We start from the raw sequence: 13,904 nt of genomic DNA, 5'->3' as shown, positions 1-13,904 counted from the left end.
CAACGGCGACCAGCACGAGCACCCCTGCTCCCGCAGCCAGTACGATTTCCGGCGAAAAGCTTCGCTCTTTCCGTAGGAGTGCAATCCCGACAGGTAATAATTCACACCGAAGAAAGTCATCAGCACCGTCGAAAAACCGACCACCGACATAACGTCGAAGACCAGCGGGTTCGTATTCAGCCGCGGAATAAAATGCAGGTGCGTCGTGACCGCGTAAACGATCATCGTGATCAGCGCCCAGGTCTCCTTCGGGTCCCAGCCCCAGTAACGGCCCCAGGACTCGTTGGCCCAGACGGCGCCGAAAAAGATGCCGGTGGTCAGCAGCACCAGCCCGACGAGCATCGCCATTTCGTTGATGATCCTCAGTTCCGCGAGGTTCTTTCCTGCGATCGTGGCGATCAGCGAAGCGATGCCGCAGGCCGCGCAGATACCGAAAAAACCGTAGCTGGCGGTAATGACCGACACGTGGATCATCAACCAGTAGGATTTCAGCACCGGTACCAGCGGGGTGATCTGCGGGTCGAGCCAGTTCAGGTTCGATACGAACAGGACGACCCCGCCGAGCAGCGCGGCCAGCGCGAGGGCCAGTTTCGACCGGCGGGCGAAAACGATTCCCGACAGTACGGTTGCCCAAGCGACGTAGACCATCGATTCGTAAGCGTTCGTCCAGGGGGCGTGGCCGCTGATGTAGCTGCGCAGTCCCAGTCCGAACGTATGCAGTGCGAAAACGATGAATATGGCGATCGAAACGACCCGGGCGGCGAGCGTCGCTCGGCGTTTGTTCTTTCCGAACATCCCCCGTAGGCCGTTACGAGCAGGATTCCCCCGAGGATCAGGTAGGCCCGGAACGAAATCCGGAAAATATCCGCCCGGTTGTACAGGATTTCGGCTTCGATCCGCAGCGGTTGCAGCGACGGCGTCCGTGCTTGCTGGTATTGCCGGATGGCGTCGAGCGCCCGTCCGGCGGCCTGCGGGTCGGTTTGGGTCAGCGCGTTGCGGAATGCCGCGAACAGCCTCGGTGTCAGAACCGTGTCGGCTTCCGTCCGGTCGTCGCCCGGCGATATCCACCGCTGCGATCCGGCGACCGGGAAGATCGGGAACATCTGCCCGTTCAGCAGGGCGTACAGGATATTGACCTTTTCGTCCAGTTTCAGCAGCGTTTGTTCCGGCTTCGTGCGGTGCGCGGGCGGTTTGGCGTAAATGGTTTCCACCTGTTTCTTCAGCCGGTAATCGCCCCGATCGTCGAACATCGCATCGAACGATACGTATTTGTCCGGAAAACACGCTTCTTCCGGAAGAGGATTCTGTCCGATGTAAAGGATCGGTTCGCGGCCCCATGTCTGCCGGTCGGTCAGGATGCCGGCCAGCACCTGGTTGGCATTCAGATTTCCGTAGCTGTCGCGGTGATACAGCTTGCGGAGAATCTCCGAAGCGTAACTGTCCACCGGTTCGATGCGTCCGTCGGAAGATTGCAATAGCAATCGTCCGAACCGTTCGGCGGTTTCGGGCGCGATGCCGCCGGGAGTGGCGGGGCGGGCTGCGGCGACGGCTACGACGGACGAGCCGGCGAACAGAACGACCAGCGTCGCTTTTCCCAGTTTCGCGTAAAGCGTTCTGAAACGGGAGCCTTTCTGGCACAAGGCGGCTATCAGTCCGGCGATCAGCAGGAAATAGCCGGCGTAAGAAACGGCCGTGCCGACCGGATCGTGGTTCACCGACAGAATCGTGCCCTGTTCGTCCGGGTCGTAGGACGATTGGTAAAGGCGGTATCCCCCTACCCGCGCGATGTTGTTCATGTAGATTTTCCGGTGCGAGACATCGTCCCGGTAGCGGATCGTCACGTCGCTTTCATACGAAGACGGGCTTTGCGAACCGTGGTAGCGATGAAGTGTGAACCGGTTCAGCGTAACCGAAAACGGCAACGTCTGCACTTTGCGGTCGGGAGTCATCATCCGCCGGGCGGTTTCTCCCTCGCGGATGTGCATGTAGCCTTCTTCGCCCCACATGTGCGTGATAAAAGCTCCGGCGAGGATGACGACGAATCCGTAATGCAGCAATAACGCTCCCCACCGCCGCCGGCTCCAGAGGTTCAGCCTCCGGCCGATCAGCATGAAATTCACGCAGAGCAGTAATAGTAGCAGGTCGAACCACCAGGCGTTGTAAATGATGCCGCGGGCCGCCTGCAGGTTCATTCCGGCCTCGATCAGCGTGGCTCCGGCCATCGCGACGGCCAAGACCCCGAGTAGTACGAAAGCGGTGCTCCACCGTGTCAGCAGGATGCGGATGTCGTTCAACAGGTTCATAAGTCCGGGAAACAGATACTGTACAAAGATACATTCCCGGAAACAAAAAACGGCCGGTCGCTCGCATTAATTTGTTAAAATAGATGTAACTTTCAGATATTAAGGATCGGATGCGGCGTCGATCCGGGCCGGGATCAATTTTACCGCGCCGTTGAGTCCCTGCGGGACCGTTCGTCCCGGGACGCGTTCGGTTGCCGGTTTCCGGCCAGCCGGCCGTTTGTGCAAGGGCCGGCAGTGAAGGATGCAGGCGAAAATAAGGATTGTCAGTTTGTTCATCGGAGCGGTCGGAAGTCGGCTAAACAAAACTCGGCAAAAAATCCGATATAAACAAGCTTCGGAGCGGCCGGCGTTATCGGTAACGTTGCAGGTTCTGCGAATTATTATTACTTTAGCAACCGAATCACGCTCCGATCATTAACTTTTAAAATTATTACGGAATGAAGAAGATTTTTCCTTTGTGCATGGCGCTGCTGGGCGCTGTGTCCTGTTGTAAAAAGACGCAGCCGGGAGAGCCGGCGCTCTACTCGGCGGCCGATTTCGACTCGACGATCGACGGTAAGGCGGTGTCGCTCTATACGCTGAAGAATGCCAACGGAATGGCAGCGCAGATCACCAATTACGGCGGGATTATCGTGGACGTATGGGTTCCGGCCAAAGACGGCGCTTTCAAGGACGTCGTGCTGGGGTACCCGAAGCTGGCCGATTATTTCGTGCCGGAAAATACGTTTGCCGGAGCCATCACCGGGCGTTATGCGAACCGGATCGCCAACGGGAAATTCACGCTCGACGGCAAAGAGTATTCGTTGGCTATCAACAACGGCCCGAATACGTTGCACGGGGGGATCGTCGGTTTCAGTAAAAAAGTGTGGGACGCCCGCACCTTTACCAACGATGCCGGCGAACAGGCGCTCGAACTGATCTATGTTTCTCCGGACGGAGAAGAGAATTTTCCGGGTACGCTGACTACGAAAGTGGTTTATACCGTGACCGTGGATAATCAGCTCCGGATCGACTATACGGCTACGACCGACGCTCCGACGGTGCTGAACCTGACCAACCACGCCTATTTCAACCTGCATGGCGGCGATCATAAGACCAGCGTGAACTCCCATCGGGTAACGATCAACGCCGACCGGTACACGCCGACCGATTCGACGCTGATTCCGACCGGCGAGATCGCTTCGCTGGACGGTTCGGCCCTCGATTTCCGTACCCCGACGACGATCGGCGAACGGGTGCTGGGCCCTGACAGCGCGTTTAATTACCGCGACGGTTACGACCACAATTACGTGATCCGCCGTTCGTCGCCCGACGTGGTCGAGGCAGCCGAGGTCTACGAGCCTTCGACCGGTATCGTAATGACTGTGCTGACCGACACTCCCGGCATTCAGTTCTTTACCGGGAAATCGCGCGTGCAGCAGGACGAGACGGCTCCGTTCTATCGTTCCGCATTCGCTTTGGAAGCCCAGAATTATCCGGACGCGCCGAATCATCCGGATTTTCCGTCGGCCGTGCTTCGCCCGGCGAAACTTATCGCCAAACGACCGTTTACGGTTTTTCGGCGAGGTAGTTGTTCGATGATCATCCTGCGGAGGGAACCGGCAAAACGCCGGTTCCCTCCGCGTTTTTACGGATTCCGGTCGCCGTGCTTGTCGGAGACAGCTTTCGGACGGAATGAATCGCTGTTCGGTGAAAACGGATGGTCGGAATATTGATCGTTTTATAACAGAATATGAAAATGGATTTTTATTTCCCGGCAAAACGTTAATTTTGTATCCCGTAAAAATCTAACCAAAATTATATAAACGATGAGCCAAGTAAAATTTTATTTGGGGGAAGACATTCCCTTGGAATTGCACAAAGTGCGCGTGGTACAGAAACTCCACCTGGTTCCGATCGAACGCCGCCTGGACGCGATCAAAGAGGCCGGTTTCAATACGTTCCGTCTGAGTACGCTGGATGTATATCTGGACATGCTGACCGACAGCGGAACCAATGCGATGAGCGACAATCAGGTGGCCTCTATGTTGCAGGCCGACGATGCGTATGCCGGTTCGCAGAGTTTTATCAAACTTCAAAAGGCGGTCGAAGACGTATTGGGTAAAAAATACCTGCTGCCGGTTCACCAGGCCGTGCGGCCGAGAACGTCATTTGCCGGGCTTTTATTAAGAAGGGCGACATTATCCCGACCAACTACCATTTTACGACCGTGCTGGCGCATGTGCTCGAAAACGGAGGAAAGATCGAGGAATTGCTGCACGATCATGCGCTGGTGCTTCATTCCGACCATCCGTTCAAAGGGAACATAGATATCGAAAAACTCGAAGCCTGCATCCAAAAGCACGGCGTCGATAAAATTCCGTTCATCCGGATGGAAGCTTCCACGAACCTGATCGGCGGTCAGCCGTTCTCGATGAGCAACCTGATGGACGTTCGCCGCGTTGCGGACAAATACGGCATCATGCTGGTGCTGGATGCCAGTCTGCTCGGTGAAAACGCTTACCTGATCCAGCAGCGCGAGGAGCAGTGGAAGGAAAATTCGATGGCCGATATCATCAAGATGATGACCGGTTTGGCCGACCTGGTTTACTTCTCGGCCCGCAAGCTCAGTTCGTCGCGCGGCGGCGGCATCTGTACTAATCGCAAGGATTTGTACGGTAAGATGGAGGCGCTGATTCCGTTGTTCGAAGGATTCCTGACTTACGGCGGTATTTCGGTGCGCGAGATCGAGGCGATGGCCGTCGGTTTGCGCGAGACGCTCGACGAGACGATGATCAGCCAGAGTCCGTCGTTTATCAAATACCTAGTCGAATCGCTCGACAAGCTCGGTATTCCGGTAGTGACCCCTCCGGGCGTGTTGGGAGCCCACGTGGATGCGATGGCTTTCTGTCCGCACATTCCGCAGACCGAATACCCCGCCGGCGCGCTGGCAGCCGCGTTTTACCTGATTTCGGGTATCCGCGGAATGGAACGGGGGACCATATCGAGCGTCCGGGACGAGAACGGCGACGAGATCCTGGCCGACGTGGAACTGTTGCGTCTGGCCGTGCCGCGCCGCGTGTTCACGCTGTCGCAGGTCAAGTACGTGATCGACCGCCTGGCCTGGTTGTATGAAAACCGCGACATGATCGGCGGCCTGAAGTTCGTTTACGAACCGCCCGTACTGCGTTTCTTCATGGGAGGACTCGAACCGACCAGCGACTGGCCCGAAAAACTGATGATTAAATTCCGCAAGGATTTCGGCGAAAGCCTTTAGCGATAAGAAGTCATTCGCTTTTGGCCGGTGTCGGGGATTCCGGCGAAAAGTTTATAAACGAAAACGGAAGGGAAACGTTCCCTTCCGTTTTCGTTTTTGATTGTTAGTTGAGTTTTATCCAGGTGAGTTTGTGCCAGATTCCCTCGAAAGATTTGTTTGCTTTAAAGATTCTGTGCATTCAGCGCTTTGTGCTCCAAGTTTAGAACGTTTCCTATTTCGAGGAACGACGCGCCTTTGGCGGCCCCGAAACTTCCGCCGATCACGACGATCATATCCTCCTTACAAAGCCATTTCCGGTCTTCCAGGTAGTACAGCACGCCGAGTAGGAAACTTTCGTGGTTGATGGTCGGTTCGCGGTACATGGCGTGGATGCCGTAGGAGATTCCGAGCTGCCGCATCACGCTCTTGCGGTAGCAGACGGCGTACACCGGTTTCTCGCCGCGGAAGGCGGCCAGGTAACGTCCCGTGCGTCCCGAAAGCGTGTCGATGATGATGGCCCGGATCGGTAAGTTGATGCAGGCGCGCACGGCCGAACGCGAAAGCTGCGCGGTGATTTCGTTGTTGATGCGCACCAGGTTCATGTCGTAGTTCGGACTGTTCTGCGCCGTATCCTTTTCGATCTCGCGGGCCACGCGGGCCATCGTCTTCACCGCTTCGACCGGGTACTGACCGTTGGCTGTTTCACCGCTCAGCATCACGGCGTCCACGCGCTGGTAAATGGCATTGGCCACGTCGCTGATCTCGGCGCGCGTTGGACGCGGGTGTGTGATCATCGTATGCAGCATCTGGGTCGCAATGATGACCGGTTTTTTACTTTCGATGCACTTGCTGACCAGCAGGCGTTGGGCGACGGGAATCTGTTCGGCCGGAATTTCGACGCCCAGGTCGCCGCGGGCGACCATGATTCCGTAGGTCTCGTCCAGGATTTCGTCGATGTTGTCGACCCCTTCTTTGTTTTCGATTTTGGAGATGATCTTGATCGAACTGTTGCGTTTTTTGATCAACTCCTTGACGGCCAGCACGTCCTCTTTTTTGCGGACGAACGAGTGGGCGATGAAATCTACGTCCATGTCGATGGCCCAGTTGATGAACCGCGCGTCGCGTTCGGTGACCGATGGCAAGTCGATGGCCACGCCGGGGATGTTTACGCTTTTACGACCGTAGATGACTCCCCCGTTGCGCACTTCGCAGACCAGTTCGTCGCCGCGCTTTTCTCGGACGTACAGTTCCAGTTCCCCGTCGTCGACCAGGATTACCGAGCCGGCTGGCACGTCCCGGGAGATGTGTCCGTCGTTCAGATAGATCAGTTCGTTGTTCGACGGCAGGTCTTCCGACGTGCCCCTGAGCCGGACGATGTCGCCGGTCGAAACGGGAATACCCGCTTCGAATCCCGGAGCCATGCCCGTGATCCGGATCTCGGGCCCTTTCGTATCGATGATGATAGCGATCTGTTCCGACACTTTCCGCACGTTCTCGACAATCGTCGTGGCCCCTTCGGGCGTCAGGTGGGCCGAGTTGATCCGCGCGGCGTTCATGCCGGCTTCGTACAGGGCTCTGATAAATTCCGGTTCGCAATGTTTGTCCGAGATGGTGGCTATGATCTTTGTCTTTTTGTCCATGAGTAGGTGTCTTAAATAATCTGGTTTTATATTGAAAACGAATCGTCGGGGACCGTTAATTCAGGAAGCCGAGTATCCCCAGCCGGTAAGAGTCGAGTCCGAAACCCATCACCGATCCTTTGCATTTGGGGGCGATCAGCGAAACGTGGCGGAACTCTTCGCGGGCGAGGATGCAGGAAATGTGCACCTCGACGACCGGGATGCGGATTCCTCCGATGGCGTCGGCGATGGCGATCGACGTGTGGGTGTAGGCTCCGGCGTTCATTACGACCCCGTCGTAGGCCTCCTGCGCCGCGTGCAGCTTGTCGACCAACTCTCCTTCGATATTGGATTGGTAATAGTCGAGCGTGACGTCCGGAAACCGTGTTTTCAATTCGTCTAGGTAAGATTCGAAGGTTTGTTCTCCGTAGATGCCCTTTTCGCGTTGTCCCAGCAGGTTCAGGTTCGGGCCGTTAATAATTAGTAACTTCATCGGGATAAAAATTTTACGGATAGGATCAAAAACATTTTCTCAAATTCGGTACAAAAATACAACGGTAATTTGAATATTTAGCATATTTTTGTAATAATTTAACGAATTGATAACAAGCACAGACAGATGGAATTGCGAGAATTGGGCGAGTTCGGTTGGATTGCGGGTATCCGCGAAAAGTTTCGGGGCGTCCCTTCCGGGGAAAGTCTCGGAATCGGGGACGACTGTGCCGTAATCCCGTGCGGAGACGGAGAAGCGTTGGTTGTTACGACCGATATGTTGATCGAAGACGTTCATTTTTTGCGTGCGGTGATTCCTCCTTACCTGCTGGGACGCAAATCGCTTGCCGTAAATCTCAGCGACGTCGCTTCGATGGGCGCCGTTCCGATCGCATCGTTTTTATCGATCGCTCTTCCGGGGGATGTCTCCGCCGGTTGGGCCGACCGTTTTACCGACGGTTACCGTAGCCTGTCGGAAGAGTTCGGGGTTCCGCTGTTGGGCGGGGATACCACCTCTTCGCAGGATCGAATTGCGATCAACGTGACGGCCATCGGGCGTATCGCCCGTGCGAAAGTCAAATATCGGAGCGGAGCCAGAGAAAACGATATAGTCTATGTGACAGGGTATTTAGGAGATTCGGCTCAAGGATTGCTCGATATTCGGTCGGGCGTATACGACTCGCCGTTCATCGCCGTGCACCACGATCCGCATCCGTGTGTCAACGAAGGGATCTGGCTGGGGAACCAACCGGAAGTGCATGCGATGATGGATATTTCGGACGGACTCGCTTCCGACCTGCCTCATATTCTGGAAGAGTCGGAGACCGGCGCCGAGATTTCCATCGAGCGGATACCGACCCGTACGACCGTCGAGCTGGCCGTTACGGGCGGCGAAGATTACCAGTTGCTGCTGACCGTCGGAGCCGAAGCCGCCGACCGGATTGCGGCGGAGTACGTCCGGCATTTCGGGAAGCCGTTGTACGGGATCGGTCGGATACGATCCGGAGCGCCGGATATAATCTGGTCGGACAACGGGGAGGTCGTCCGACCGCAGTGGAAGGGATTTCGTCATTTTTGACCGATCGCCGGTACCGCGCGACGTCCTGTGTGTCGGCGGTCGGTTGTATCTGATCCGCGACGGACGGACTTTCCGGGTGCGGGAATGGGAAGACCTTGAGAAATTCGGTTACATTTCGGGACGGTGACGGAGGCGAATCCGCGGGGTTTTTCATAAATTTGCAGAATGAAAAAATACAAAAAAGTACTTTCGATAGCCGGCTCCGACAGCGGAGGGGGGGCCGGTATTCAGGCCGATATCAAGGCCATATCGGCCTGCGGCTGCTATGCGATGACGGCGATCACGGCCGTAACCGTTCAGAATACCGTAGGCGTACGGGGTTTTCATGTCGTTCCGGCGGACGTGGTCGCCGGACAGATCGCGGCGGTATTGGAGGATATCGGCGCCGACGCCGTAAAACTCGGCATGTTGCCGACTGACGAAATGATCGTTCCGATCGCGGAATCGCTGAAAAAATACCGGGTGCGCAGCGTGGTGATGGACCCGGTGATGGTGGCTACCTCGGGCGACCGTCTGATCAGCGAAGCCGCTGCGCAGGCGATCCGTCGGCATATTTTTCCGTTGGCGACGCTGGTGACGCCGAATGTTCCGGAAGCCGAATACATTACGGGGATTCCGATCCGTTCCGAGGCCGATTTTCCCGCCGCCGCCGTCGCGCTTCGCGATATGGGAGCCGGGGCCGTGCTGCTGAAAGCCGGGCATCTGGATGGAACGGAACTGACCGAATACCTTTTCGACGGCAACGGTTGCCATACCTTCCGTTACCCGCGAACCGACACGCCGAATACGCACGGCACCGGATGCACGCTGTCGTCGGCCGTCGCCGCTTTCCTGGCGCAGGACTATCCGCTCGAAGAGGCGGTGCTGTGTGCGGAAAACTATGTCCACGAGGCGATTGTCCGCGGCCGGGAGTATCGGCTCGGAAACGGACACGGGCCCGTACACCATTTTTATCGTTTTTGGGAGTAGATTTCCGGAGGAATAACTATTTTTACAAAAAATTGCGCGCGTGGAATTTGTCGGTAAATTTTTTAAAGACAGGCGTCTGTGGCTGATCAGCATCGTGGTGTTCGGCCTGCTGATCGTCGTGTTCGACAAAAACAACCTGATCGAAGCGTGGCGGCTGAAACAGAAAATCAATGCGCTGGAGGTGCAGGAAACCTATTACCGGCAGAAGATCGCCGAGGACAGTACGGTGCTCGAGAACCTGAAAAACGACCGTTACCTGGAGCAGTACGCCCGCGAGCATTATCTGATGAAGCGTAAGGAGGAGACGATCTATCTGGTACGGTGATTCATTAGGTTCCGGTCGCATGGGCCTAAAACAATATGCCGACAAGGGGGCTGCGAGATCCGAATTTTGCAGCCCCTTTGCTGTTTTCCCATCCGGAGTCGGGTCAGGGTATCCGCATGTATTTGTGGGTCTGCACGGAGATGTTCCAGCGCGGATGCGCTTTGGCGTATTCGACGATCTCGGCGATCATCCGGTCGTAACGGCTCCATTCGGGTTGCAGGTAGAGCATACACTCCGGCGTTACTTTCGCGGCGTTCTGTTCGGCCCACCGGAAATCGTCGGGCGTTTCGATGATGATTTTCAGTTCGCTGGCGCAGGCGAATACGCTGTCGACCGGAGGTTGCTGTTTCTTGGGCGACAGGCAGATCCAGTCGAACCGGCCGCTCAGCGGATGCGCTCCGGAAGTTTCGAGAAATATTTTGAGTCCGCGGGCCGCGAGTTGTTCGGTCAGGTAATCCAGCGGATACAGCGACGGTTCGCCGCCGGTAATGACGATCGCCTGCGCCGGGAAAGAGCAGGCGCGTTCGACGATCGAATCGACTTCCACGGGCGGGAAAAGCCGGGGATTCCACGTCATTTTCGCATCGCACCACCGGCATCCGACGTCGCATCCGCCCAGACGGATAAAATAGGCCGGTTTTCCGGTATGGAAACCTTCTCCCTGAACGGTGTAAAAATCTTCGACGAGCGGCAGTTTTCGTCCGCCGCAGAACAGGTCGTCGTGGTTATTCATGGTCGTCGGCGATTTCATAAATGTCTTTGTAGTTGCGTCCCAGTTGGTCGTAGTCGAGCCCGAAACCAACGATGAACTTGTCCGGAATAGACAGCGCGTAGTACTTCGGCGGCGTTTGTTTCCGGTAGCATTCCGGTTTGAAAAGCAGCGTCGCGACGGCGATGTCGGCCGGTCCCTGCTTTTTCAGCACGCCGGTCATGTATTCGATGCTGGCTCCGGTGTCGACGATGTCTTCGACGAGGATGACGTGCCTGCCCCGAATATCCTGCGAGAGGCCGATGAGCTCCCTGACGCGGCCGGTGGTTGCGGTTCCGCTGTACGAGGCTATTTTGACGAACGAGACTTCGCAGTCGAACGAGATGTGACGCAGCAGTTCGCCCATGAACATGAACGATCCGTTGAGTACGCCGACGAACAGCGGCGTTCGTTTTTCCCGGTAGTCGCTGTTGATGCGTGCGGCCACCTCCGCGATGGCCTTTTGCAGTTGTTCGCAGGAGATCGAACGCCGGAATGTCTTGTCGTGAAGCCGTATCGTGTCCATCTGTTTCGTTTTGATCGGTAACGGAAAAAAATAACGTCCGGTTGCTGTGATCCGGAGGTTTGTTGTTTATCTTTGCAAAGATAATGAAGCGAATCAAAAATAATTTAAAAAGCGTGATAAAATGACACCGAAAGTCAGCATCATCATGGGCAGCACGTCGGATCTGAAGATCATGGAGGCCGCTGCCGAGTTTCTCGACCAGATGGAAGTTCCTTATGAAATCAATGCGCTGTCGGCCCACCGCGTTCCCGAAATGGTGGCCGAATTTGCGAAGAACGCCCATACCCGCGGCGTGAAAGTAATTATCGCCGGCGCCGGCGGAGCGGCCCATCTTCCGGGCGTGATCGCCGCCACTACCCCGCTGCCGGTGATCGGGATTCCGATCAAGTCGTCCAATTCGATCGACGGCTGGGACAGCATCCTTTCCATTTTGCAGATGCCTGCCGGGATACCGGTCGCTACGATGGCGCTGGACGGGGCCCGCAACGGCGCGATCCTGGCCGTTCAGATCCTGGCTGCGGGCGACGAGGAGCTGATGCGGAAATTCATCGCTTTCAAAAGCGAGTTGGCCCAGAAGATCGGCAAGGCGAACCGGGAGCTCGCTCAGATCAAGCGTCCGTTCAAGACGAATTAGGAGTCGCTGCCGGAAGGCGTTTGTTTCGTTCAAAATACGTTACCGGGCGAAAGTCCGGTAACGTACTTTTATCGGGATGCCTGCCGTCTTTTTCGCGTACCGGTCGTCCCGGATTAATCCCAGCCGTACCAGGTATTGTCCTCGTAATCGGTGACGGTCGCTTTTTGCGGCCGGTACCGGATCGGTTGCCGCTTGTCCTCGGTATTGATATGGAAGTAATTGGCGTTCAGTAGGCCGGTTCGTCCTACGGCGAAACCGAGCCGGATGTTGATCGTTCGGAAAATCAGGTGTTCGTTTTTGATGCGTACGCCGATGCCGATGGTCGAGTAGAATCCGTTTTTAAACAGATTGCCGTTGTAGCCGAGAATGCCGAGATCGGCGAATCCGTACAACGCGAAACGAAACTGGTACAGGTGCCATGGGGTAAATACGACGGTTTCGGAATTGACCACGAGCCGGTTGTTGCCGTAAATTTCCTCTCCGAGTCCGCGCAGTTCGGCATTGTCTTCGAATCCGAACGATTCGCGGTATCCGTCCATCCGGTTCCATCCGCGGGTCAGGTTCACGTCGATGAACTGGCGGACGCGGTATCTTCCTTTGCCCATCAGGTTCGAAAACCAGTTCAGATTCGATACCAAGGCGGTGCGGTAAAACCGCCCGTCGCGGTTGTTCAGGTAGCTGCCAAGGGCGAAACTCCACCGCAGGTAGCCGAACGACGTGAAGTTACCGGCGCTGAACTTGCCGCCCAGGTACCACCGGTTGCCGAACTCGCCCCACGAAGGGCCTCCCGTCAGCGAGAACTGGTAGCCGTAAGGGATATCCTCGTTGACTCCGTACCCGTAGATCAGGCTGGAGGTACGGAACTGCTCTTTGTAGAAACCGGTGTTGAACAGCACGAGGTTCTCGTTGTGGAAATAGGGATTCAGCGACTGCGATACTTCCGGCCGTTCCCGATGAAGCACCGTATTGTAATGCGCCGTGATAAAGAAACTGCTTTTCAGGTTTTTTATGTAAAAGGATTTACCGCCCCATACGCCCCATTTGGCCAGGGAGGTGTTGATCGTCGAATCCAACGGGTCGATGTCGATCGGTTCCCGGCGGTAGTAGCCGTATCCTCCGAGCGTGTAGTCCGACGGTCGGATGAACTCTTTTTTGAATTCAGCTCCGTAGTCGGAGTAGTTGAATCCTTTGCCGGCGATGATGCGCCCTTCGACGAAGCTGCCCAGGATATTCGGGTTCTCGTATTCGAACAGGTTGCCGCCGTAGCTCCAGTTTTTCCAATTGAAATAGGTCTTGACGCTCAGCTTGTTCCCCCACCCCAGAATGTTGTCGTCGTAGAGTTCGAAATAGGTGTTCCCGTCGCTTTGCGAATTCAGGTCGATGCCGATCGTCCAGCGATCGCGGGTCGTGACGATCAGGTCTACGACCGACGAGTCCGGCGTCGCGGGGATTACGCGGATGTTTGCGTCGGCGATGTAGCTGCGAGAGCGGATCAGTTGGCGGTTGTTGGTGACCAGTAGCGGATCGAAGCGGTCGCCCGGTTTGATAAACAGGTCGCGGCGAATCTTGCTCTCCTGCGTGATCCGGTGCATGGCGTTCGTCTTGCGTTCGCCCCATACTTTCGAATGGGGATTGAAGACGTTCTCGCGGACGATCCGGATATCGCCGATCTTCTTCCCGGCGAATTGTTCGAAATATTCCTGATCGGCTTTGGCGGCGCGCATTTCGGCTTCCTTGTCGCGCGGGGTTACGGAGATTGTCTGGTAAAGCAGGCGGGAGAAACGTCCTGTTTTTTTCTCCCGAGCCGGCAGCGTATCCTTGGAAGGCCGGCCAACGTCCGGGCGGCCCTGCGCTCGGAGCGACAGAACCAGCACGGTAACGCATATGACGGCAATCCTAACGTTCATTACATCGACGGTCTTAACCCTTAAAGTTAACGTAAATTCGATGAAAAAAATACGGGGACGGAAAGATT

Annotated in this window: 11 protein-coding genes and 2 pseudogenes; 6 read left to right on the top strand and 7 right to left on the bottom strand. The window is 56.1% G+C overall.

The window, feature by feature from the left end; genetic code table 11:
- Positions 1-138: 138 nt before the first annotated feature.
- Together DW082_RS15410 and DW082_RS14670 are read right to left on the bottom strand one after the other, a co-directional pair.
- Positions 139-648 (bottom strand): annotated as a pseudogene (locus tag DW082_RS15410) (cytochrome c biogenesis protein); the annotation flags it as partial.
- On the bottom strand, positions 531-2,303 hold the full coding sequence (locus DW082_RS14670) for a cytochrome c biogenesis protein ResB (protein ID WP_118457421.1): 1,773 nt from the start codon (positions 2,301-2,303) through the stop codon (positions 531-533). The gene DW082_RS14670 and the pseudogene DW082_RS15410, both read right to left, overlap by 118 nt.
- Before the next feature lie 437 nt (positions 2,304-2,740).
- Between DW082_RS14670 and DW082_RS03730 the strand changes: the two genes are divergently transcribed.
- Positions 2,741-4,018, top strand: coding sequence for an aldose epimerase family protein (locus DW082_RS03730; protein ID WP_118457419.1), 1,278 nt, complete (start codon positions 2,741-2,743; stop codon positions 4,016-4,018).
- A 93-nt stretch (positions 4,019-4,111) separates the two neighbouring features.
- Positions 4,112-5,559 (top strand): annotated as a pseudogene (locus DW082_RS03725) (tryptophanase).
- A gap of 161 nt (positions 5,560-5,720) precedes the next feature.
- Here DW082_RS03725 and pyk read toward each other — a convergent pair.
- A complete protein-coding gene (pyk, locus tag DW082_RS03720) occupies positions 5,721-7,178 on the bottom strand; it encodes a pyruvate kinase (RefSeq protein WP_055204242.1) in 1,458 nt (485 codons plus the stop codon).
- Positions 7,179-7,233: 55 nt separating this feature from the next.
- Positions 7,234-7,650, bottom strand: a complete 417-nt coding sequence (aroQ, locus tag DW082_RS03715; RefSeq protein ID WP_055204244.1) for a type II 3-dehydroquinate dehydratase — start codon at positions 7,648-7,650, stop codon at positions 7,234-7,236.
- 126 nt (positions 7,651-7,776) lie between these two features.
- Here aroQ and thiL point away from each other — a divergent pair, with 126 nt between their 5' ends.
- From thiL to DW082_RS03700, 3 genes are all read left to right on the top strand, one after another.
- Entirely contained in the window at positions 7,777-8,727 is a 951-nt protein-coding gene (gene thiL, locus DW082_RS03710; protein WP_182424083.1) for a thiamine-phosphate kinase, read from the top strand.
- A 165-nt stretch (positions 8,728-8,892) separates the two neighbouring features.
- Entirely contained in the window at positions 8,893-9,696 is an 804-nt protein-coding gene (gene thiD, locus DW082_RS03705; RefSeq protein WP_118457417.1) for a bifunctional hydroxymethylpyrimidine kinase/phosphomethylpyrimidine kinase, read from the top strand.
- 40 nt (positions 9,697-9,736) lie between these two features.
- The gene (locus DW082_RS03700) at positions 9,737-10,021 is read left to right on the top strand and encodes a septum formation initiator family protein (RefSeq protein WP_055204248.1); all 285 of its coding nucleotides are present in this window, start codon (positions 9,737-9,739) and stop codon (positions 10,019-10,021) included.
- A 103-nt stretch (positions 10,022-10,124) separates the two neighbouring features.
- Here DW082_RS03700 and DW082_RS03695 read toward each other — a convergent pair whose 3' ends face one another.
- Complete coding sequence (locus DW082_RS03695; RefSeq protein WP_055204250.1) at positions 10,125-10,754, bottom strand: 7-carboxy-7-deazaguanine synthase QueE; 630 nt, start codon at positions 10,752-10,754, stop codon at positions 10,125-10,127.
- Complete coding sequence (gene hpt / locus DW082_RS03690) at positions 10,747-11,295, bottom strand: hypoxanthine phosphoribosyltransferase (protein WP_055204252.1); 549 nt, start codon at positions 11,293-11,295, stop codon at positions 10,747-10,749. Before hpt ends, DW082_RS03695 begins: the two co-directional genes overlap by 8 nt.
- Positions 11,296-11,416: 121 nt before the next feature.
- Between hpt and purE the strand changes: the two genes are divergently transcribed.
- On the top strand, positions 11,417-11,929 hold the full coding sequence (purE, locus tag DW082_RS03685; protein WP_118457415.1) for a 5-(carboxyamino)imidazole ribonucleotide mutase: 513 nt from the start codon (positions 11,417-11,419) through the stop codon (positions 11,927-11,929).
- 113 nt (positions 11,930-12,042) lie between these two features.
- Here the strand turns inward: purE and DW082_RS03680 are convergent, their stop codons facing one another.
- Positions 12,043-13,836, bottom strand: a complete 1,794-nt coding sequence (locus DW082_RS03680; RefSeq protein ID WP_118457413.1) for a hypothetical protein — start codon at positions 13,834-13,836, stop codon at positions 12,043-12,045.
- Positions 13,837-13,904: the final 68 nt, after the last annotated feature.

The organism is Alistipes sp. AF48-12, from assembly GCF_003477565.1.
In the GTDB taxonomy this organism is placed as follows: Bacteria; Bacteroidota; Bacteroidia; order Bacteroidales; family Rikenellaceae; genus Alistipes_A; species Alistipes_A hominis.
This window is presented reverse-complemented; position numbering and strand designations above follow the sequence as displayed.

What these genes read in the sequence shown, in the direction of transcription:
- pyk (WP_055204242.1), bottom strand. Translation starts at nt 7,178, where the DNA reads ATGGACAAAAAGACAAAGATCATAGCCACCATCTCGGACAAACATTGC.
- DW082_RS14670 (WP_118457421.1), bottom strand. Translation starts at nt 2,303, where the DNA reads ATGAACCTGTTGAACGACATCCGCATCCTGCTGACACGGTGGAGCACC.
- DW082_RS03695 (WP_055204250.1), bottom strand. Translation starts at nt 10,754, where the DNA reads ATGAATAACCACGACGACCTGTTCTGCGGCGGACGAAAACTGCCGCTC.
- thiD (WP_118457417.1), top strand. Translation starts at nt 8,893, where the DNA reads ATGAAAAAATACAAAAAAGTACTTTCGATAGCCGGCTCCGACAGCGGA.
- hpt (WP_055204252.1), bottom strand. Translation starts at nt 11,295, where the DNA reads ATGGACACGATACGGCTTCACGACAAGACATTCCGGCGTTCGATCTCC.
- thiL (WP_182424083.1), top strand. Translation starts at nt 7,777, where the DNA reads ATGGAATTGCGAGAATTGGGCGAGTTCGGTTGGATTGCGGGTATCCGC.
- aroQ (WP_055204244.1), bottom strand. Translation starts at nt 7,650, where the DNA reads ATGAAGTTACTAATTATTAACGGCCCGAACCTGAACCTGCTGGGACAA.
- purE (WP_118457415.1), top strand. Translation starts at nt 11,417, where the DNA reads ATGACACCGAAAGTCAGCATCATCATGGGCAGCACGTCGGATCTGAAG.
- DW082_RS03680 (WP_118457413.1), bottom strand. Translation starts at nt 13,836, where the DNA reads ATGAACGTTAGGATTGCCGTCATATGCGTTACCGTGCTGGTTCTGTCG.
- DW082_RS03730 (WP_118457419.1), top strand. Translation starts at nt 2,741, where the DNA reads ATGAAGAAGATTTTTCCTTTGTGCATGGCGCTGCTGGGCGCTGTGTCC.